Raw genomic sequence first — 19,968 nt, forward strand, 5'->3', positions numbered from 1 at the left:
GAGAGCAGCAAGCGGTTGCATTGGTTAAGCGTTCCCCCTCAGCGTGGCTTCTGGTGATATGGCGTAGGCAAAAATATACTATTAATCAATATTGATATCTCTTGAATGCCTTCCGAATAATTCGGCCGAACTATCCAAAGATCGACTGTACATGCTCAGATTTTTTAATTGGGTAATGACGCCCGATAATGAAGTTGATAGTGGATGATTTTTATGCAAATTGAATACGGCATGGTTGCGTTGGGTTTTTTTGCTTTTTGCGGGGGGATGATCGATGCTGCCGTGGGGGGAGGTGGGCTGGTTCAAGTACCCGCCCTCCTTCACGCATTGCCTCAGCACTCGCTGAGCACAGTTTTTGGAACTAATAAGCTGGCTGTACTTGCAGGAAATCTTTCGTCTATATTTAGTTACGTTAAAAGAATAAAAATTGTTTGGAAGCTGATGCTTCCGACTATGCTCTCGGCTTTTGTATTTTCGTTTGTGGGTGCTTTTTCCGTCTCGCTCGTTCCGAAGGCGATAATGGAATATTTTGTCTTTTTTGTATTGGTGGTAATGGCTGTTTATACATTCGCAAAAAAGGATCTAGGGCTTGTTCACTCGAACGCTCAATGTGGACCCAGAGAAGTGCTACTTGGGGTTTTTTTTGGCGGCGTAATTGGATTTTATGATGGGGTCTTTGGTCCCGGCAGTGGTAGTTTTTTGTTATTTATTTTCGTTAAGTATTTTGGCTACGATTTCCTGAATGCATCCGCTTCAGCAAAACTGGTTAACTTGGGAACGTTTAGCGCGGCGCTGCTATTTTTTATACCGTCAGGTCATGTGCTGTGGATAATTGGTGGGCTGGTCGCAATTTGTAATATGGCGGGTGCCCTGACAGGCACATTTTTGGCTTTGCGTTATGGGAGTGGATTAATTCGTATATTGTTTCTTTTTTTGTTGGTATTCCTTATTGGCCGGATGGGGTTGTCCATATTGCTATGACAGGTCGCGCGTAACGCCATCAGATTAAAAAACGGGACCTTGCTTCCGCGCAGCCCCGTTTCTTCACACCCAATCAGCTCAAAACGCCGGCAAAACCGCGCCTTTGTACTTCTCAAGAATAAAAGCCTTCACTTCCGGCGTATGCAACGCCGCCACCAGCTTCTTCATCGCCTCGCTATTCTTGTCGTCCGGACGAGCCACCAGGATGTTCACGTAAGGTGAGTCGCTACCTTCAATCACCAACGCATCCTTGGAAGGATCAAGCTTGGCTTCCAACGCATAGTTGGTATTGATCAACGCCAGATCCACCTGAGTCAGCACCCGCGGAATGGTCGCCGCTTCCAGTTCACGGAATTTCAGGTCCTTCGGGTTCTCAACAATGTCCTTGGTAGTCGATAGAATGTTGTTCGAATCCTTCAGCTTGATCACCCCAGCTTTCGCCAGCAGCAACAGCGCACGGCCACCGTTGGTAGCGTCGTTAGGGATCACCACGTTAGCGCCGCCCGGCAATTCGGTAAGTGCCTTGTACTTACTGGAGTACGCGCCCAGTGGCTCCAAGTGCACACCGGCCACGCTTACCAGGTTCGTGCCCTTGGCCTTGTTGAACTCATCCAGGTACGGCTGGTGTTGGAAGAAGTTGGCGTCCAGGCGCTTTTCAGCGACTTGTACGTTGGGCTGGATGTAGTCGGTGAAGACTTTGACCTTGAGGTCCACGCCTTCCTTCGCCAAGGCCGGCTTCACGAATTCGAGGATTTCCGCGTGGGGGACCGGCGTGGCCGCGACGGTCAGGGTGTCGGCGGCGTGGGCGGAAAACGCTGCGGCGGCAGCGAAGGCAACCAGTAACTTCTTCATTCAACTAACTCCTTTTGAGGCGCCCGCTCTTGGCGCCTGCCAGCGAATGGCCGGCTCATGGTTTATTTGGCGCGAGGCCTTATTTTCTAGAGAAATGCACAACCAGCTTGTCGCCCACGGTTTGTAGCACCTGCACCAGCACCAGCAGCAACACCACCGTGACCACCATCACATCGGTCTGGAAGCGCTGGTAGCCGAAGCGGATCGCCAGGTCGCCCAAGCCACCGGCGCCGACTACACCGGCCATCGCCGTGTAGGAGACTAGCGTAATCGCCGTCACCGTAATCGCTGCAAAAATGCCTGGACGGGCTTCTGGCAGCAAGGCGTTGACGATGATCTGCCGCGTCGTTGCGCCCATGGCCTGGGTGGCTTCGATGATTCCGCGATCGACCTCTCGCAGGGCGGTTTCCACCAGGCGGGCGAAGAACGGTGTCGCGCCGACTACCAGCGGTGGGATTGCACCGGCCACGCCCAGGGAGGTGCCGGTGATCAATACCGTGAACGGGATCATCACGATCAACAGGATGATGAACGGCAGCGAACGCAGGATGTTGACGATCAGCGACAGCAGCGCGTAAAGGCCCCGGGCTTCGAGCAACTGGCGCGGGCTGCAGAGGAACAGCAGCACGCCCAGGGGCAAGCCGAGCAGCACGGTGAACAGCAGCGAACCGAACAGCATCAGGAAGGTGTCGCCGGTCGCCAGCCAGATTTCCAGCCAGTCGATGTTGGAGAAAAACGAATTCAACAGTTCCATCAGCGCAGCACCTCCATGTGGACATCAGCCGCGGTGAAGCGGGCGAACGCCGCCTCCATGTCACCGCCGGTGATGGCGAGGGTCAGTTGCCCGTAGGGGGTGTCTTTGATGCGGTCGATGCGACCGGCCAGGATGCTGTAGTCCACACCGGTTTCCCGGGCGACGGTGCCGAGCAATGGCGCGTAGGTTGCATCGCCCTGGAACGTCAGACGCACGATGCGCCCCGGCACGTGTGCGAAATCGTCGCGCTGTTCGCTTTCGTCGATCTGCTCGTCTTCCTGGACGAAACGCTTAGTGGTCGGGTGCTTGGGGTGCAGGAACACCTCGGCCACCGGGCCTTGCTCGACGATCACGCCGGCGTCCATTACCGCCACTTGATCGCAGACGCGGCGGATCACGTCCATTTCATGGGTGATCAGTACGATGGTCAGCTTCAGCTCGCGGTTGATCTCCGCCAGCAATTGCAGCACCGAAGCGGTGGTCTGCGGGTCTAGGGCGCTGGTGGCCTCGTCGCACAATAGTATTTTTGGCTTGGTCGCCAGGGCGCGGGCGATGCCGACGCGCTGCTTCTGGCCGCCGGACAACTGCGCCGGGTATTTGCGGGCGTGGTCGGACAGCCCTACCCGCGCCAGCAGCTCGGCGACGCGGCGGTCGATGTCGCTGCGGGACAATTCGCCCGCGAGCGTCAGGGGTAGCGCGACGTTGTCGGCCACGGTCTTGGACGCCAGCAGGTTGAAGTGCTGGAAGATCATCCCGACTTGCTGGCGAAAACGGCGCAGGCCGCTGGCGTCCAGGGCGGTGACTTCTTCACCGTCGACGATGATCTTGCCGCCCGTGGAATCTTCCAGGCGATTGATCAGGCGCAGCAGGGTACTTTTTCCTGCACCGGAATGGCCGATCAGGCCGAAGACCTGGCCATTCTCAATCGTCAGATTGGTCGGGTGCAGGGCGGGGATATCCTTACCGGAAACCCGGTAGGTTTTATGGACGTTTTGAAACTCGATCACGTAGCGAACCTTGTGGGGCGCGTTGGAAAAGGATCAGCGGTTAGCCGGGCGCGCATTTTAGCCTGTCCGTATAGAGGTTCTTAGCATTTATTTGAGATGGAACCAGCGAATTGGCAATAAGGCGATCAAAGGACATAAAAAAGGAACACAGCGAAACGGCATCGGTCACTCATTAAGCAACTCCAAACATGCCCAGGTACCGTGCCTGGCGCATCGAACCCACGGGTCCTGGCCAAGGCGGGGATCGCAACGAGGAGTCATGCCTGATGAGCACTGAAAAACCTGCCGCCCCCAGCCAACTGGCCGGGACCGACACACTGGATCGCAGCAATACCAACGCCAAGCTCGAGAGTCTTGAGCAGTTTCGCTCCGACGCAACCGAACAGGCCTTGCGTACCAACCAAGGCGTGAAAATCGCCGACAACCAGAACACTCTCCGCGCCGGGCCGCGTGGGCCGTCCCTGCTTGAAGACTTCATCATGCGTGAAAAAATCACGCATTTTGACCACGAACGCATCCCCGAGCGCATCGTTCACGCCCGCGGCACCGGCGCCCATGGTTATTTCCAGAGCTATGAAGCGCATTCAGCACTGACCAAGGCCGGTTTCCTACAGGACCCGAGCAAGAAAACCCCGGTGTTCGTGCGCTTTTCCACCGTGCAAGGTCCACGGGGTTCCGGCGACACTGTGCGGGACGTGCGTGGCTTTGCTGTGAAGTTTTTCACCGACGAAGGCAACTTCGACTTGGTGGGCAACAACATGCCGGTATTTTTCATACAGGATGCGGTGAAGTTTCCAGACTTCGTCCACGCGGTTAAACCCGAGCCCCATAACGAAATTCCTACTGGCGGTTCGGCCCACGACACGTTCTGGGACTTTGTATCGCTGGTGCCGGAGTCCGCTCATATGGTGATCTGGGCGATGTCCGACAGGGCAATTCCAAAGAGCCTACGGACCATGCAAGGCTTTGGCGTCCACACCTTCCGCATGATCAATGCTGAAGGTCGCAGCAGCTTCGTCAAGTTCCACTGGCGTCCCAAAGCCGGTACGTGTTCATTGGTATGGGACGAAGCGCAAAAACTGGCCGGTAAGGACACCGACTACCACCGCCGCGATCTGTGGGAATCGATTGAGACGGGGGATTACCCGGAATGGGAGTTCGGCGTGCAAGTCGTCGCCGAGGAAGACGAGCACAAGTTTGACTTTGACCTGCTCGACCCGACCAAGATTATTCCTGAGGAGCTCGTTCCCATCACCCCGCTGGGCAAGATGGTGCTGAACCGTAATCCGGACAATTTTTTCGCTGAAGTCGAGCAGATAGCGTTCTGCCCCGGGCATATCGTGCCGGGAATCGACTTTTCCAACGACCCATTGCTGCAAGGCCGGCTGTTTTCCTACACCGATACGCAGATCAGCCGACTCGGTGGGCCGAATTTTCATGAGCTGCCGATCAACCGTGCAATCACCCCGGTACACAATGGCCAGCGGGATGCCATGCACCGCACCACCATCGACAAGGGGCGCGCCTCCTACGAGCCAAATTCCATCGACGGCGGCTGGCCGAAGGAAACCCCGCCCGGCCCGCAGGATGGCGGTTTCGAAAGTTATCCGGAGCGCATCGACGCCCACAAGATCCGCCAACGCAGTGATTCGTTCGGCGATCATTTCTCCCAGGCACGGCTGTTCTACAAAAGCATGAGCGCTCACGAGCAAGAGCACATCATCGCGGCCTACAGCTTCGAGCTGGGCAAGGTGGAGCGGGAGTTCATCCGGGCGCGGCAGGTCAATGAGATCCTCGCCAACATCGACTTGGAACTGGCCGGGCGGGTCGCGAAAAACCTCGGCTTGCCGGCACCGACCGCTGGAACGGTCGACGTTCCGACGCCATCGCTGGAGCAATCCCCCGCCTTAAGCCAGGCGAACCTGCTGTCCGGCGACATCAAGACGCGCAAAGTGGCGGTGTTGGTGGCTAACGGTGTCGATGGGGCGATCATCGATGCGCTCAAGCAGGCCCTGGAGGCTGAGGGCGCCCACGCCAAAGTGCTGGGGCCAACTTCGGCGCCGGTCACCACCGCCGATGGGCAGACGTTGGCGGTAGATGCGTCCATGGAAGGGTTGCCGTCGATTGCCTTCGACGCGGTGTTCGTGCCCGGTGGAGCGGAGTCGATCAAGGCCTTGAGTCGCGACGGCGTGGCGTTGCACTACGTGCTGGAGGCCTACAAGCATCTGAAAGCCATTGGGCTTCATGGTGAGGCCCGGCAGTTGTTGGTGGAGTTGAAGCTGGAGGTGGATGCGGGATTGATCGAAGATGCGGATGCGAGCGGTTTTTCGCGGTTTTTTGCGGCGATTGCTCAGCATCGGGTTTGGGCGCGGGAGCTGAAGGCGAAGGCGGTTCCAGCCTAAAGGGATTTGTTGTCTGGTAGGGCGCTATCGCGAGCGAAGTCGCTCGCGATGCTTTACTGCTTACGCGGAGTCAGCACAACCTGCGCCGGCACACTGCGCAAAATGTGCTTCTGCAGTTTCAAATCAAACCCCGGATCAAGTTTCTTGACCCGCTTGGTCAGCAAGGTGGCCAGCCAAGGGTAATCGTCGGTACGCGGCGCCTGGATGCTGACGTCACATTGATAATTCACTACATCGGCGGCGATGGCGTCCAGTTGATGACGCATCTTCTGGATATCGCCGATGTTCAACGCAACTGTGGTGCTTTGCGCACTCGGATCGATCACCTTGGCGACCGGTTTTGCTTCGGCGGCCTGGAGCGCGGCTTCGGCTTTTTCCAGTTCGGCCTTGCGGGCTTCGGCAATTGCGCTGTTGACTTCGCCGGTGAGCGCTGGCGCTTTTGGCATCAGTGCACGTGCCCGGCTCAGCGCCGTGGCGGCGGCGTTCACGTCGCCTTTTTGCAGGTCGATCTGGCTGCGGCGCAAATACGCCTCGGCCAATTGGCGCTGATAGGGTTCCAGCGAGGGATCTTCGGGCGATTGAGCCTGCAATGCGGTCAATCGATTTTCGGCGGTGGCCAGTTCATTGGCAGCCAGGCTTTGTTCAAGCTGCGCGATGGCCGGGCCCCGTGTATCGGGAGCCTGGGTGACCGGCGGCGTGCTCTGACAGGCGCCCAGCAGTAGGGAGAACGCGACAAGGAGCAGATAACGGGAGGCGAACGGGTTCATTCCTGCGACTCTCTATTTGCGCAAAAAGCGAGCAAGTCTACACCCCTCGACGAGGCAGGACAAAACTCAGCAGAAACAACGCCGCGGCGCTGACCACGATCGACGGGCCGGCCGGGGTGTCCTTGAACCACGACAGCGCCAGCCCGCCGCACACCGCGAGCATGCCCAGCAGGCTCGCGCCCAATGCCATCTGTTCGGGAGAACGGGCGTGCCGCTGCGCGGCAGCGGCCGGGATGATCAGCAACGAAGTAATCAGCAACACACCGACGATCTTCATCGCCACGGCGATCACCACCGCGATCAACAACATCAGTGCCAGCCGCAAGCCCACCACGGGCAAGCCTTCGACCCGTGCCAGCTCTTCATGGACGGTGACCGCCAGCAACGGACGCCACAGCGCGACCAGTAACAGCAGCACTGCTGCGCTGCCGCCGAGGATCCATGAAAGATCCGTCGGGCTGATCGCCAAGAGGTCGCCGAACAGATAGGCCATCAAGTCGATCCGCACGTCACGCATGAAGCTGAGCACCACCAGCCCGAGGGACAGCGTGCTCGGTGCCAGGATGCCCAGCAGTGTGTCGGACGCCAGCGGCTGGCGCTGTTGCAGGGTGACCAGCACCACCGCCAGCAACAGGCAGCCAACGGTCACGGCGATAGCCGGGCTGACATCCAGCAGAAACCCGAGGGCCACGCCGAGCAGCGCCGCGTGGGACAAGGTGTCACCAAAATAGGCCATGCGTCGCCAAACCACGAACGAGCCCAGGGGACCCGCCACCAGTGCGAGGGCCAAGCCTGCGAGCAGGGCGTACAACAGAAAATCAGCCATGCTTGCAGCCATCTCCGTGAACGTGGGTAGAAACAGGTGAGGCACTGACCACCGAGCCATGCAGATCATGGGCGTGGTCATGGTGATGATGATAAATCGCCAGGCTTTGTGCGTTCTTTCCGAAAAGCTCGACAAACGCCGGATCACTGCTGACTTGCTCGGGATGCCCGGAACAGCAGACGTGACGGTTGAGGCAAACCACCTGGTCGGTGGTGCTCATGACCAAGTGAAGATCGTGGGAGACCATCAGCACGCCGCAGCGGTGGCGGTCGCGCAAACGGGTAATCAAACTGTACAGCTCGGCCTGGCCGGCCACATCGACGCCTTGCACGGGTTCGTCGAGCACCAGCAGTTCGGGCTCGCGCAACAGGGCGCGGGCCAGCAATACGCGCTGCATTTCGCCACCGGAAACGCTTTGCACCGGGCTGTCGATGACCTGCTCGGCACCGACTTCCTTCAAGGCAGCCAAGGCTCGTTCGCGATCCACCCCAGGCACCAGGCGCAAGAAGCGCAGCACCGACAGTGGCAAGGTCGCATCGACATGAAGCTTTTGCGGCATGTAGCCGACACGCAACTTGGGCTTGCGCCAGACGCTGCCGCTGTCGGGCTTGAGCAGACCCAGCACGGCCCGCACCAGGGTGGTCTTGCCGGCGCCGTTGGGGCCGATCAACGTCACGATCTGCCCCGGTTCGACGCTCAAGTGAATGTTGTCCAGCACGTTCTGCCCGGCGAACGTCACGGCCACCTGTTCGAGGCGGATCAACGCATTGCTCATCAGGCCCCCTGGCAGCCGGAGCAGAGGCCAACCACTTCGACGGTCTGGGTATCGACCACAAAGCCGACGTCCTTGGCACTGGCGATGATGGCATCGCTGATGGACTTCTGTTCCAGCTCGATGGCGGCGTGGCATTCACGGCAGATCAGGAACTGGCCTTGGTGGGCGTGCTCCGGATGGTTGCAGCCGACGAAGGCGTTCAGCGACGAAATGCGATGCACCAGGCCGTTTTCCAAGAGGAAATCCAGCGCCCGATAGACGGTTGGCGGCGCGGCGCGGCGACCGTCCTGCTCACTGAGCACCGCAAGAATGTCGTAGGCGCCCAGCGGCTTGTGGCTCTGCCAGACCAATTCCAGCACGCGCCGCCGCAGGGCGGTCAGGCGCAACCCTTGGCGCGCGCAGATGGCGTCGGCCTCGGACAAGGCGCTATGCACGCAGTGGGAGTGATCATGTGGACGACTGGCAAGGGGCGTAATAGGCATGGGCAGCGACGAGTTTAGTGAGAGACGTTATTATGTTACCCGTTCTCGTCTCTCCGAGTGGTCATCGTGTCCCGAATTTTTTCGCTCTTTGTCGCTTTTGTCGCAAGTTTTCTACTGATTGGCTCGGTTCAGGCCGACGTCAAGGTCCTCACCAGTATCAAGCCGCTGCAACTGATTGCCGCCGCCGTGCAGGACGGCGTGGCCGTTCCGCAAGTATTGCTGCCGCCAGGGGCTTCGCCGCATCACTATGCGTTGCGGCCATCGGATGTACGCAAGGTGCAGTCAGTGGACCTGTTGTACTGGATTGGCCCTGACATGGAAGGTTTCCTACCGCGTGTGTTGAACGGTCGTACGCTGCCTTCCGTTGCAGTGCAGGACCTGCCAGGGCTCAAGTTGCGTCATTTCGCCGACGACAGTGCCTCCCACGAAGATGAGGATCACGGCAGCGATGAGCATGATCACGACCATCGCCCCGGCACGGTGGACGCCCATCTTTGGCTCTCTCCGCTTAATGCGCGGGTGATCGCTGCCAAGATGGCGGCTGACCTGAGCGCAGCGGATCCGGCAAACGCGTCCCGCTATCAAAGCAACCTCAAGGGCTTCAATCAGCGCCTCGATGCCATGGATGCGCGTCTCAAGGCACGTCTGGCTGGGGTCGCTGGCAAGCCGTATTTCGTCTTCCATGAAGCGTTCGACTATTTTGAAGACAACTACGGCCTCAAGCACGCCGGGGTGTTCGCCGTGGCCGCCGAAGTCCAGCCCGGCGCCCAGCACGTGGCGGCGATGCGCACGCGCTTGCAAGCCGTGGGCAAGACCTGCGTCTTCAGCGAACCGCCCCTGCGCCCGCGCCTGGCCGAAACCCTGGTGGCCGGCCTGCCGGTGAAACTGGCGGAGCTGGATGCACTGGGCGGCTACACCCCGGCGACGGCGCAGGGGTATGAGCAGTTGTTGGAGAAGCTGGGGAATGATTTGGCGGGATGCCTGGAGTCGTTGTGACCCACCACTCTACTGCGGCGAGGGAGCTTGCTCCCGCTCGGTTGCGCAGCGACCGCAAAATCTTGGGGCTGCTGCGCAGCCCAGCGGGAGCAAGCTCCCTCGCCACGAAGGCATTCAGGTCCGCCGGTTGTTACAGGGCGAACGGCAACACCGTGTGAACCGTTTGCCGCTGCGCCAACCGCTGCTGGAATTCCATCGGATCGTGAATCAACACATCCTGCCCGGCAAACGATTCGGCGGCGATCAACCGCGACAGCCAGAACCGCACGCACGCCACGCGCAGCATGGTGGGCCACAGCTCGGCCTCGGCGGCGGTGAACGGCCGTAGCGCCGCATAGGCGCCCAGCAACGCTCGCGCCCGGGGGCCATCGAGCGCACCGTCGTCATCCGAGCACCAATCGTTCAAGGCGATGGCGACGTCATACAGCATCGGCCCGGAGCAGGCGTTGTAGAAGTCGATCAAGCCGGTCAGGTGCGTGCCTTCGAACATTGCATTATCGCGGAACAGATCGGCATGGATGTTGGCGCGCGGCAGCGCCAGGATGCCGACCTTTTTCAGCGTTATTTCATCAAGCGCCGCCTCAAGTAGCCGACGAGGCTCGGCATCGAGGTGCGACAACAGCTTGGCACCCTCCTCCTGCATCCAATCCAGGCCGCGATCAGTCTTGCGCTTGATCATGTTGTCGCGGGTGGCCAGGTGCAGGTGCGCGAGCAACTCGCCGACCTGGGCGCAGTGCTGGGCGTTGGCCTGCTTGATGTGTTTGCCCGCCAGGCGCGGTTGCAGCAGCGCCGGCTTGCCCGCCAGTTCCCGCAGCGCGACGCCGTCGGTGGTGCGCAAGGCGTAAGGCACCGGCAGGTCGGCGTCGTGCAGGACGTCCAGCAGCTCGATAAAGAACGGCATCTCCTGCACAGGGCCGCGCTCGACCAGGGTCAGGACAAATTCGCCCCGTTCCAGGCTGATAAAGAAGTTGGTGTTTTCGCTGCCAGCGGCAATCCCCTGGAAATCAAGCAGGCGGCCGAGCCCATAAGGGGCGAGAAAGGTTTCCAGCTCGGGCCGAGCCAGGGGCGTGAACACAGACATGGTTAAAACTGCCAGTACGGGCGCTCTTCAGCGAGCGCCGATTGAAGTCGAGAGCGGTATTACCACTCAAAGATTTTCCACGAAGGGATCAGCATATCCGGCTGGTCCGATCGGATGAAGTTTGCATCGGTGCCGTCAGCGCGCACGAGGAAGTATGGCTTGCCGTTTTTGGGCGTGACCTTGATCGCGTACAAAAAGCCGTTTTGCCGATATTCCTGAATGGTTCTGTCACCTTCGGTGCGGATGGTGACATCCGGGTCCGCCGAAGGTGCGTCGTCCGCGGCCATGACGGCTAGCGGGGTGAATGCAAACAAGCCAGCCAGTAACAGGCGATTTAGTGTACGCATGATAACCTTGTCCCTTTGTCGTCAACGGTCCCGCTATTCTAGCCCCGGACCCGCCGAAAAGGTTGATCCTGCTCATGAGCCAAGCCCCCCTCGTCCTGGTGGACGGTTCTTCTTATCTGTACCGCGCCTTTCACGCGCTGCCACCGCTGACCACCTCCAAAGGCCTGCCGACCGGCGCGGTCAAGGGTGTGTTGAACATGCTCAAGAGCCTGCGCAAGCAGTATCCGGACAGCCCGTTCGCGGTGGTATTCGACGCCAAGGGTGGAACGTTTCGCGATGCGCTTTACGCTGAGTACAAGGCTAATCGTCCGAGCATGCCCGACGACATGCGCGTGCAGATCGAGCCGTTGCATGCCAGCGTGAAAGCCTTGGGCTTCCCGCTGCTGTGTGTGGACAACGTCGAAGCCGACGACGTGATCGGCACCCTGGCCCGCAGCAGCGCCGCCGCCGACCGCCCAGTGGTGATCTCCACCGGCGACAAGGACATGGCGCAGTTGGTCGATGGCCACATTACCTTGGTCAACACGATGACCGGTAGCGCACTGGACGTGGCTGGCGTGAAGGAGAAGTTTGGCGTCGCTCCGGAGCAGATCATCGACTATCTGGCATTAATGGGCGACTCGTCCGACAACATCCCGGGTGTGCCGGGCATCGGGCCAAAAACCGCTTCCGGCCTCTTGGTGGGTGTCAACGGCGGCCTGACCGAGCTGTATGCGCAACTGGATATCGTTGCAACGCTGCCGATTCGTGGCGCCAAGACGCTGGCCGCCAAGCTGGAAGAGCACAAGGAAATGGCGTTTCTTTCCTACGAGTTGGCGACCATCAAGACCGACGTTCCCTTGGATATCGGCCTCGACGATTTGCAGATGGGCGCGCCGGATCACGAGAAGCTTGCCGAGTTGTACACGTTGCTGGAATTCAAGAGCTGGTTCGAAGATAACCAGCGTGACGCCAAGCGTGCCGGGCAGGAGATCATTGAAGTTGCCGACGAGCTGCCGGGGGGCGCTGAGGCGAAGTACGAGGTCATTCTCGATCAGTCGAGCTTCGATGCCTGGTTGTCCAAGCTCGAACAGGCGCCGCTGTTTTCCTTGGTCACGCAAACCAACGGTGGCGATGCCCAGCATTCGCAGCTCGTTGGCTTGTCGTTCGCCGTGGCCCCTTTTGAGGCGGCTTATATCCCGCTGACCCATTCCTACATGGGCGTGCCGGAGCAGCTGGACCGCGACACGGTGCTCAACGCTCTCAAGCCGTTGCTGGAAAACCCGAACAAGCTCAAGGTCGGTCAGCATGCCAAGTTCGAAACCAACATCCTGGCCAATTGCGCCATTGGCGGTGATCAGGACAATGGCATTTTCATGCAAGGTATCGCTTTCGACACCATGCTTGAATCCTATGTGCTGGACTCCACCGCGACTCGCCACGACATGGACAGCCTGGCGCTGAAATACCTGGGCCAAAGCAAGACGGATTTCCAGGACATCGCCGGCAAAGGGGTCAAGCAATTGACCTTCGATCAGATCTCCCTGGAACTGGCCGGGCCCTACGCCGCTGAAGACGCCGACGTGACCTTCCGCTTGCACCAGGCCCTACAGGAAAAATTGGCCGCCACGCCGAGCCTGGGCAAAGTCCTCAACGAAATCGAAATGCCGTTGATGCCGGTCTTGGCGCGCATCGAGCGCCAGGGCGCGTTGGTCGATGCCAACCTCCTGGGCGTGCAAAGCGTCGAGTTGGGCGAAAAGCTGGTGGCGCTGGAGCGTGAGGCGTTTGCCATCGCCGGCGAAGAGTTCAACCTGGGCTCGCCGAAGCAATTGGGCGTGATCCTGTACGAAAAGCTCGGTTTGCCAGTGCTCAGCAAAACCGCCAAGGGCCAGGCATCCACTGCCGAAGCGGTACTTGCCGAACTGGCGGAGCAGGATTACCCGCTGCCCAAGGTATTGATGCAGTACCGCTCGTTGAGCAAGCTCAAGAGCACCTACACCGATCGCCTGCCGGAACAGATCAACAGCCGCACCGGTCGCGTCCATACCAATTACCAACAAGCGGTCGCCGCGACCGGGCGGCTGTCGTCCATCGACCCGAACCTGCAGAACATTCCGATTCGCACCGCCGAAGGCCGGCGCATCCGCCAGGCGTTCGTCGCGCCGAAAGGCTACAAGCTGCTGGCGGCGGATTATTCGCAGATCGAACTGCGGATCATGGCGCACCTCGCCAAGGATGAGGGGTTGCTCCACGCGTTTCGCAACGACCTTGATGTACACCGAGCCACCGCTGCCGAAGTTTTCGGCGTCGAACTGGAAGCCGTCACCCATGATCAGCGTCGCAGTGCCAAGGCGATCAACTTCGGTTTGATCTATGGCATGAGCGCCTTCGGCCTGGCCAAGCAGATCGGTGTCGATCGCAAGCAGTCCCAGGCTTACATCGACCGCTACTTCGCCCGCTACCCTGGCGTGCTGGAATACATGGAGCGCACCCGTGCCCAGGCAGCCGAGCAAGGCTTCGTCGAAACCATCTTCGGCCGTCGGCTGTACTTGCCGGACATCAACGCGAAGAACCCGGCGCTGCGCAAAGGCGCCGAACGCACGGCGATCAACGCACCGATGCAAGGCACCGCCGCCGACATCATCAAGAAAGCCATGGTGGCTGTGGATGGCTGGCTGACGGCGTCAGGTCTGGATGCGAAAGTCATCCTGCAAGTACACGACGAATTGGTGCTGGAAGTGCGCGAAGACCTGGTCGATCAGGTGCGCGAAGAGGTTCGCCTGCACATGAGCGCCGCCGCCACCCTGGACGTGCCGCTGCTGGTGGAAGTGGGCGTGGGCAATAACTGGGACGAGGCGCACTGATTCCCACGTCCTGAGGCCTAGGGCTTTTGTGGCGAGGCCTGCTGCGCAGCCAGCGGGAGCAAGCTCCCTCGCCACAGGGAGTCACCGCAATGCCAGCGACGGCTTCGTTAGCTCGGAAACTTCCTACGGTTATTTCCAAAAATAATCTGAACTAAACCCGTGAATTGCCACTCAGAGATTTTGAATGGCTGGTGAAGCCCTTCAATGCTCCTATGTTGTGTTAAGTGTTGGCAGATATCTGGACCCCGCCCTAGCGGTCCGGAACTTGGACCCCGAACTTCCCCCTCCCCATAAGAAGTCCGGGGTTTTTTTTGCCTGCGATTTGGCTTACTCGGCCTCTTCGCTGCCCTTGTCCGCCAGTTCCATCCAATCGGCCAGCACGGTATAGGCTTCTTCCAGACCCATACGCTTGGGCGCCGAAAACAGCTGGATGGTGATCGCGTCGCCCCATCCCTTGCGGATTTCCGATTGCACTTTGAGCAGCGTGTTCTTCGCTGCGCCGTAAGTGAGCTTGTCGGCCTTGGTCAACAAAATGTGCATCGGCATGCCGCTGGCGACTGCCCAATCGAGCATCAACAAGTCAAAGTCGGTCATCGGATGGCGGATGTCCATCATCAGGATGAGCCCTTTCAAACTCTCGCGACTGCCCAAGTAGGCTTCCAAGTGGCGCTGCCAATGCTGCTTGAGCGGAATCGGCACTTTGGCATAACCGTAACCGGGCAGGTCGACCAAACGCCGTTCATCGTCTAGCTTGAAGAAGTTCAAGAGCTGTGTGCGGCCTGGGGTTTTCGAGGTGCGTGCCAGGCTGGCATGGGTCAGGGTGTTCAGCGCGCTGGACTTGCCGGCGTTGGAACGCCCGGCAAAGGCCACTTCGAAACCTTCATCGTCGGGACACTGGTCGACTTTGGCGGCGCTGAGCATGAAGGTGGACTGTTGGCACAGGCCAAGGATGGGGTTCTTCAGTTGCATGGGATTTCCGATGTGGGCGGCGTCGGGAATGGACGCGGCAAGCTGTGTCGTTTCCGTTTCAGTGACGCCAGTATATAATGCCGCAGATTTTGTGTGCGCTTTGTCCCAGCGTAGGATGAAGCTCACGGGAGCGACCGACCGAAATTGCGCACTAGAACGCAGCTCGCTCTCAACCCTGAAAAGGTCGTTTTATGACGAAATGGCTGCTAGCTGCCGGTGTCTTGATGCCGCTTTACAGCGCTCAGGCTACACAGGATCCGGAAGCTGTGTACAACCGTGTTTGTGGTGCCTGTCATTCCGGCCAACTACCCATGGCGCCCCGCAAGGGTGATCAGGCAGCTTGGACGCCGAGGTTGGCGAAAGGTATGGAGACGCTGGTGCAACACGTGACCCAGGGTTTCAAGGCGATGCCGCCGCGTGGTTTGTGCATGGACTGCAGTGCCGAGGATTACCGAGCCATCATCCAGTGGATGAGCGAGTAAACCCGGCCCATAACTCTTTAACCCTTAGCCGTAGTTGGATTAGCTGATGAACAAACTGATCGTGAGTCTGCTGTTGACCTTGGGGATATCCGGCGTAGCCCACGCCGCTGGCGATGCCGCTGCCGGTCAGGCGAAAGCGGCCGTATGCGGGGCCTGCCACGGCCCGGATGGCAATAGCATGGCGCCCAACTTTCCGAAACTGGCGGGCCAGGGCGAGCGTTACTTGACCAAGCAGCTCAAGGAAATCAAGGACGGCAAGCGTGTCGTGCTGGAAATGACGGGCCTGCTGAACAATCTGAACGATCAGGACCTGGCGGACATCGCGGCTTATTTCGCCAGCCAGAAGGGCAGCGTAGGCGCTGCCGATCCAAAACTCGTTGCGCGCGGCGAAGCATTGTTCCGCGGTGGCAATCTGGAAAAAGGCCTGCCAGCCTGCACGGGCTGCCACTCCCCAGATGGCAAAGGCAACGCTGCCGCCGGCTTCCCGCACTTGGGCGGCCAGCATGCCCAATACATCACCAAGCAACTGACCGATTTCCGCAAGGAAGAAGGCGGTCGTGCCAACGATGGCGATGCGATGACCATGCGCACCATCGCTCGCAAGCTGAGCGACGAAGATATCGCAGCCGTATCCAGCTACATCCAGGGCCTGCACTAAGGCCGTTGCGAGGGGATGCCCCTCGCAACGTTAACGCTCGATTAATCTGTCGATGCGAGCATCAAAAGGGTGGCTTTGGCCGCCCTTTTTTGTGGCCGCTGCCGTTACACTAGAGAACTTGAACCCGCCACGGCCTGTCTTAGAAACAGGTCTCGCGAGGCCACCCATTGTCCAGGAGTAAAGCATGCGTAATCTGATCATCAGCGCCGCGCTCGTCGCCGCCAGCCTGTTCGGCATGGCTGCCCAAGCCAACGCCGAAGAATCGAAGGCCCCCTACGTCGAGTTGACCAACCCCGTACCGGTGGCCGTGCCTGGCAAAATCGAGGTGGTGGAGCTGTTCTGGTACGGCTGCCCGCATTGCTACGCGTTCGAGCCGGTCATCAACCCTTGGGTTGAGAAGCTGCCTTCCGATGTAAACTTCGTCCGCATCCCTGCGATGTTCGGTGGCCCATGGGATGCCCACGGCCAGATGTTCCTGACCCTTGAAGCCATGGGTGTCGAGCATCAAGTCCACGCAGCAGTGTTCAATGCAATCCAGAATGAAAAGAAGCGCCTGACCGATCCTGAGGACATGGCCGAGTTCCTCGCCACCCAAGGCGTCGACAAGGACAAGTTCCTGGCAACCTTCAACTCCTTCGCTATCAAGGGCCAGATCACCAAGGCCAAGGACCTGGCGAAGAAATACGAAATCACCGGCGTACCGACCATGGTCGTCAATGGCAAATACCGCTTTGACATCGGCTCTGCTGGCGGTGCGAATGAAGCGCTGCAACTGGCCGACAAGCTGATCGCCAAAGAGCGAGCGGCCACCAAGGCTGCCGCCAACTAAGCGCGGCCCTCGCCCATGGCCCGCTGGAGTACCGAACGCATCGTTGGCCTACATGAACCACGGGTCAACGAGCATCATGTCGCATCCACGGGCCTGCCGGCCGACAGCCGCCTGCGGTTGCTCAGCTTCAATATTCAGGTTGGCATCAGTACCGAGCGCTACAGGCATTACCTGACTCGCGGCTGGCAACATTTGCTGCCGCACACCGGACGTGCCGGTAATCTGCAGAAAATCGGCGACCTGTTGAAGGACTTCGACTTGGTCGCGCTGCAAGAGGCCGACGGCGGAAGCCTGCGGTCCGGCTACGTCAATCAGGTCGAACACCTCGCCCAACTGGGCGCCTTTCCTTATTGGTACCAACAACTCAATCGTAACCTCGGCCGGCTCGGCCAGCACAGTAACGGCGTGCTGAGCCGCCTGCGGCCGTGGGCGATCGAAGACCATCCGTTGCCGGGCCCCAAGGGGCGCGGAGCGATACTGGCGCGTTTCGGCGAAGGGCCGGAGGCGTTGGTCGTGGTGATGATGCACTTGGCCCTCGGTGCTCGTACCCGAACGATGCAACTGGCCTACATTCGTGAGTTGATTGGTGGCTACAAGCACCAGGTGTTGATGGGCGACATGAATACCCATGCCAACGATTTGCTGCAGACATCTCCTCTGCGGGACCTTGGCCTGCTTGCCCCGCAACTGGAAGCGACATTTCCCAGCTGGCGTCCCCAGCGTTGCCTGGACCATATCCTGCTGAGCCCGACCCTGACCCTCGAACGGTTCGAGGTGTTGGCCCAGCCCATTTCCGATCACTTGCCAGTCGCGGTCGAAATACGTTTGCCGGGTTCGCTCACGGCTGACGCGTTTCCCGCCCTGAGTCCTGCCCCTCGTGGATCCGATGAATGAGCGACGACGCCGAACGCTGGAGAGAGAAATACCTCAAGAGCATCGAACAGCAGGAAAAGCTTGAGCGTCGTTGGGACGCTCGGCTCGACTTGCTGCGTCGCGGCCTGGTGCGCAGTACTTTGGCCGCCGAGGGCACTGACCGGGTTGTAGACCAGTGTATGAAAGAGATGCGCGAAGTCGTGCGCACCGACGATATGGACGCCGCCCTCGCCGCCCTGCTGCCGCGGCTGGAGAAAGCCGTACTCGATTCCGAGCAGCGCCGCGAGACTCGGATCGAACAAATGAGCGCCGCACTGACCGCCTTGGTCGCCCAGCTGCAAACGTTGCCGCTGCCGAAGGACGTCAGCCGGCCCTTGAAGAAATTTTCCAAGCAGTTGGAGGCCCGGGTCGGCCAAGCTCGGGAGATTCCCCTGTTGCTCAGCGAATTGAGTAGCTTGCAGGGCAAGGCCCTGAGCGTGCTGGATATGCCTGACGAGCCGAGCCGTCCGGGCCTGCTGCAACGATTGTTCGGTGGCCATGGCCATGAAGAGGTACCGCACCAGCCGCCCGCGCCTGTGCAGACGAGCGCAGCGTCCGCAATGGAAACGGCGTTGCCGGCCCCAGCACCGCTCGCCCCTGCGCAGCCGGAAGCCGGTGCAATCTTTGAGGCTCCCGCTCCCGCTCCCGCACCGATAGCGGAGCCAGTCCACGCGCCTGACACGCCGCCCAAGCCGGTCATATCCAGTGCGCCCGTCGAGGAGCCTGCCCCCGCGCCGGTAATGGCCAAGCCAGTGGAGCCGCCGAGCTTGGAGCCGGCACCGACCGACAATGAACACGTCGAACCCGCGCCAACACTGGAAAATCCCGACGAGTTGACGCCAGAGGCGCCCCCGCTCAACGAGACACCGGTTGCGCCCGCAGAACCCACCGAGCTTCCCGCAACGGTTGATTCCGAAGAGGCTCACTATGCCCTGCCCGACTCCCCCGAGCCTTCCTACAGCTCGGTCGCCAGGCATATCGAAGACACCCTGCTGGGCCTGCTGGGTGACCTGACGCTGCCCGAGCGTCATCGACCCCAAGCGGAAGCCATGCGTGAGCGCCTGCAAAACGGCTTGAACTGGTATGAACTGCTGCCGATCCTCGACGATCTTGCGGTCTTGATGCTGGCGATCACCGACAGCGGCCAGCATGAATTCGAAGCCTATCTGCAGCGACTCAATGATCGGTTGGAGTCATTCCAGAGCAGCTTGCAGGCCGCCAGTGCAGACCATGCCGACAATCTGTCCGCCTCCATGGAAATGGACACGCAGATCCGCGAGCAGGTCGATGGCTTGCAGAGCAGTGTGCAGCAAGCCGAAGATCTGGAAGGCCTCAAGCAAGTTTTGGAAAACCACCTCGAAGGCCTGCTGGGCACGATGGACCAGCATCAGAAGCAGCGTGCCCAGCGTGAGCATGAGGTCTCGGCTCGCCTGAAAAGCCTCGCCGAGCGTGTGGCGCTGATGGAGCAGGACGCGTTGATCGTCCGTGAAAATCTGGAAGAGCAGCGGCAAAAGGCGCTGGTCGATCCGCTGACCGGTTTACCTAACCGGGCGGCCTGGACCGAGCGCCTCGAACGGGAAGTTGGCGAGTGGCAGCAACACGGCAACAGCTTGTTGATTGCCATGCTCGACCTCGATCACTTCAAGCGGATCAACGACAACTATGGCCATCTGGCCGGTGACCGCGTGCTGAAACTCATCGCCTCGGTGTTGCGCAAGCGCGTGCGCGGCGGGGACTTCATCGCCCGTTTTGGCGGCGAGGAGTTTGTCTTGTTGGTACCGGATACACCGCTGGCGGCGGGGGCGAAACTGGCCGAAGCCTTGCGCGCGGCCATCGAAGCCTGTCCGTTCCATTTCAAAGGCGAACCGGTAACGGTCACGGTGTCTATGGGCATGACGGCATTCAAGCCAGGAGAACACAGCGATACGGTGCTTAAAAGAGCCGATCAGGCGCTTTATCGCGCAAAAAATGCCGGGCGTAACCGAGTGGAGCTAAGCTGAGGCCC

At 59.9% G+C, this 19,968-nt stretch carries 19 protein-coding genes; 9 read left to right on the forward strand and 10 right to left on the reverse strand.

Annotation, left to right across the window (positions count from 1 at the left end):
* The first annotated feature begins 213 nt into the window (after positions 1-213).
* The gene (locus HU806_RS21540) at positions 214-981 is read left to right on the forward strand and encodes a sulfite exporter TauE/SafE family protein (protein WP_186614170.1); all 768 of its coding nucleotides are present in this window, start codon (positions 214-216) and stop codon (positions 979-981) included.
* Positions 982-1,059: 78 nt separating this feature from the next.
* On the opposite strand, the gene HU806_RS21545 is transcribed toward HU806_RS21540, so the two are convergent.
* The 3 genes from HU806_RS21545 to HU806_RS21555 form a co-directional block, all read right to left on the reverse strand.
* On the reverse strand, positions 1,060-1,833 hold the full coding sequence (locus HU806_RS21545) for a MetQ/NlpA family ABC transporter substrate-binding protein (RefSeq protein WP_186614172.1): 774 nt from the start codon (positions 1,831-1,833) through the stop codon (positions 1,060-1,062).
* 79 nt (positions 1,834-1,912) lie between these two features.
* A complete protein-coding gene (locus HU806_RS21550) occupies positions 1,913-2,587 on the reverse strand; it encodes a methionine ABC transporter permease (RefSeq protein ID WP_186614173.1) in 675 nt (224 codons plus the stop codon).
* A complete protein-coding gene (locus tag HU806_RS21555; RefSeq protein WP_186614175.1) occupies positions 2,587-3,594 on the reverse strand; it encodes an ATP-binding cassette domain-containing protein in 1,008 nt (335 codons plus the stop codon). Before HU806_RS21555 ends, HU806_RS21550 begins: the two co-directional genes overlap by 1 nt.
* 266 nt (positions 3,595-3,860) lie before the next feature.
* Between HU806_RS21555 and katE the strand changes: the two genes are divergently transcribed.
* On the forward strand, positions 3,861-5,996 hold the full coding sequence (gene katE, locus HU806_RS21560) for a catalase HPII (RefSeq protein WP_186614177.1): 2,136 nt from the start codon (positions 3,861-3,863) through the stop codon (positions 5,994-5,996).
* Between the two features lie 53 nt (positions 5,997-6,049).
* Here the strand turns inward: katE and HU806_RS21565 are convergent, their stop codons facing one another.
* Genes HU806_RS21565 through zur form a run of 4 tightly spaced genes read right to left on the reverse strand, consistent with a single transcriptional unit; the run spans position 6,050 to position 8,846 of the window.
* Entirely contained in the window at positions 6,050-6,763 is a 714-nt protein-coding gene (locus HU806_RS21565; RefSeq protein ID WP_186614179.1) for a PA5502 family lipoprotein, read from the reverse strand.
* A 37-nt stretch (positions 6,764-6,800) separates the two neighbouring features.
* Positions 6,801-7,589, reverse strand: a complete 789-nt coding sequence (znuB, locus tag HU806_RS21570; protein ID WP_186614181.1) for a zinc ABC transporter permease subunit ZnuB — start codon at positions 7,587-7,589, stop codon at positions 6,801-6,803.
* Complete coding sequence (gene znuC, locus HU806_RS21575) at positions 7,582-8,364, reverse strand: zinc ABC transporter ATP-binding protein ZnuC (RefSeq protein ID WP_186614183.1); 783 nt, start codon at positions 8,362-8,364, stop codon at positions 7,582-7,584. Before znuC ends, znuB begins: the two co-directional genes overlap by 8 nt.
* Positions 8,364-8,846, reverse strand: coding sequence for a zinc uptake transcriptional repressor Zur (zur, locus tag HU806_RS21580; protein WP_018602776.1), 483 nt, complete (start codon positions 8,844-8,846; stop codon positions 8,364-8,366). Before zur ends, znuC begins: the two co-directional genes overlap by 1 nt.
* 66 nt (positions 8,847-8,912) lie before the next feature.
* Between zur and znuA the strand changes: the two genes are divergently transcribed.
* Complete coding sequence (znuA, locus tag HU806_RS21585) at positions 8,913-9,842, forward strand: zinc ABC transporter substrate-binding protein ZnuA (protein ID WP_186614185.1); 930 nt, start codon at positions 8,913-8,915, stop codon at positions 9,840-9,842.
* 130 nt (positions 9,843-9,972) lie between these two features.
* Here znuA and HU806_RS21590 read toward each other — a convergent pair whose 3' ends face one another.
* Positions 9,973-10,923, reverse strand: a complete 951-nt coding sequence (locus HU806_RS21590; protein WP_186614187.1) for a homoserine kinase — start codon at positions 10,921-10,923, stop codon at positions 9,973-9,975.
* A gap of 59 nt (positions 10,924-10,982) precedes the next feature.
* Complete coding sequence (locus HU806_RS21595; protein ID WP_122567709.1) at positions 10,983-11,270, reverse strand: DUF2782 domain-containing protein; 288 nt, start codon at positions 11,268-11,270, stop codon at positions 10,983-10,985.
* Between the two features lie 74 nt (positions 11,271-11,344).
* Between HU806_RS21595 and polA the strand changes: the two genes are divergently transcribed.
* Entirely contained in the window at positions 11,345-14,113 is a 2,769-nt protein-coding gene (polA, locus tag HU806_RS21600) for a DNA polymerase I (RefSeq protein WP_186614189.1), read from the forward strand.
* Positions 14,114-14,440: 327 nt separating this feature from the next.
* On the opposite strand, the gene yihA is transcribed toward polA, so the two are convergent.
* The gene (yihA, locus tag HU806_RS21605) at positions 14,441-15,082 is read right to left on the reverse strand and encodes a ribosome biogenesis GTP-binding protein YihA/YsxC (protein WP_003196227.1); all 642 of its coding nucleotides are present in this window, start codon (positions 15,080-15,082) and stop codon (positions 14,441-14,443) included.
* Positions 15,083-15,273: 191 nt separating this feature from the next.
* On the opposite strand from yihA, the gene HU806_RS21610 reads away from it, so the two are divergent.
* From HU806_RS21610 to HU806_RS21630, 5 genes are all read left to right on the forward strand, one after another.
* Positions 15,274-15,564: a c-type cytochrome gene (locus tag HU806_RS21610; protein WP_186614191.1), complete on the forward strand. Its 291-nt coding sequence runs from the start codon at positions 15,274-15,276 to the stop codon at positions 15,562-15,564.
* Positions 15,565-15,610: 46 nt separating this feature from the next.
* Entirely contained in the window at positions 15,611-16,222 is a 612-nt protein-coding gene (locus HU806_RS21615; RefSeq protein ID WP_186614193.1) for a c-type cytochrome, read from the forward strand.
* 184 nt (positions 16,223-16,406) lie between these two features.
* A complete protein-coding gene (locus tag HU806_RS21620; RefSeq protein WP_186614195.1) occupies positions 16,407-17,051 on the forward strand; it encodes a thiol:disulfide interchange protein DsbA/DsbL in 645 nt (214 codons plus the stop codon).
* Positions 17,052-17,066: 15 nt separating this feature from the next.
* Positions 17,067-17,945, forward strand: coding sequence for an endonuclease/exonuclease/phosphatase family protein (locus HU806_RS21625; protein ID WP_186614197.1), 879 nt, complete (start codon positions 17,067-17,069; stop codon positions 17,943-17,945).
* Complete coding sequence (locus HU806_RS21630) at positions 17,942-19,963, forward strand: GGDEF domain-containing protein (protein ID WP_186614198.1); 2,022 nt, start codon at positions 17,942-17,944, stop codon at positions 19,961-19,963. Before HU806_RS21625 ends, HU806_RS21630 begins: the two co-directional genes overlap by 4 nt.
* The last annotated feature ends 5 nt before the right edge of the window (positions 19,964-19,968 follow it).

The organism is Pseudomonas sp. SWRI154, from assembly GCF_014268645.1.
Classification (GTDB): domain Bacteria; phylum Pseudomonadota; class Gammaproteobacteria; order Pseudomonadales; family Pseudomonadaceae; genus Aquipseudomonas; species Aquipseudomonas marvdashtae.

Coding starts and splice junctions, on each gene's coding strand:
- HU806_RS21540 (WP_186614170.1), top strand. CDS start 214: ATGCAAATTGAATACGGCATGGTTGCGTTGGGTTTTTTTGCTTTTTGC.
- HU806_RS21615 (WP_186614193.1), top strand. CDS start 15,611: ATGAACAAACTGATCGTGAGTCTGCTGTTGACCTTGGGGATATCCGGC.
- HU806_RS21565 (WP_186614179.1), bottom strand. CDS start 6,763: ATGAACCCGTTCGCCTCCCGTTATCTGCTCCTTGTCGCGTTCTCCCTA.
- HU806_RS21545 (WP_186614172.1), bottom strand. CDS start 1,833: ATGAAGAAGTTACTGGTTGCCTTCGCTGCCGCCGCAGCGTTTTCCGCC.
- HU806_RS21590 (WP_186614187.1), bottom strand. CDS start 10,923: ATGTCTGTGTTCACGCCCCTGGCTCGGCCCGAGCTGGAAACCTTTCTC.
- katE (WP_186614177.1), top strand. CDS start 3,861: ATGAGCACTGAAAAACCTGCCGCCCCCAGCCAACTGGCCGGGACCGAC.
- yihA (WP_003196227.1), bottom strand. CDS start 15,082: ATGCAACTGAAGAACCCCATCCTTGGCCTGTGCCAACAGTCCACCTTC.
- HU806_RS21625 (WP_186614197.1), top strand. CDS start 17,067: ATGGCCCGCTGGAGTACCGAACGCATCGTTGGCCTACATGAACCACGG.
- znuC (WP_186614183.1), bottom strand. CDS start 8,364: ATGAGCAATGCGTTGATCCGCCTCGAACAGGTGGCCGTGACGTTCGCC.
- znuB (WP_186614181.1), bottom strand. CDS start 7,589: ATGGCTGATTTTCTGTTGTACGCCCTGCTCGCAGGCTTGGCCCTCGCA.
- polA (WP_186614189.1), top strand. CDS start 11,345: ATGAGCCAAGCCCCCCTCGTCCTGGTGGACGGTTCTTCTTATCTGTAC.
- HU806_RS21610 (WP_186614191.1), top strand. CDS start 15,274: ATGACGAAATGGCTGCTAGCTGCCGGTGTCTTGATGCCGCTTTACAGC.
- HU806_RS21550 (WP_186614173.1), bottom strand. CDS start 2,587: ATGGAACTGTTGAATTCGTTTTTCTCCAACATCGACTGGCTGGAAATC.
- HU806_RS21620 (WP_186614195.1), top strand. CDS start 16,407: ATGCGTAATCTGATCATCAGCGCCGCGCTCGTCGCCGCCAGCCTGTTC.
- HU806_RS21595 (WP_122567709.1), bottom strand. CDS start 11,270: ATGCGTACACTAAATCGCCTGTTACTGGCTGGCTTGTTTGCATTCACC.
- HU806_RS21630 (WP_186614198.1), top strand. CDS start 17,942: ATGAGCGACGACGCCGAACGCTGGAGAGAGAAATACCTCAAGAGCATC.
- zur (WP_018602776.1), bottom strand. CDS start 8,846: ATGCCTATTACGCCCCTTGCCAGTCGTCCACATGATCACTCCCACTGC.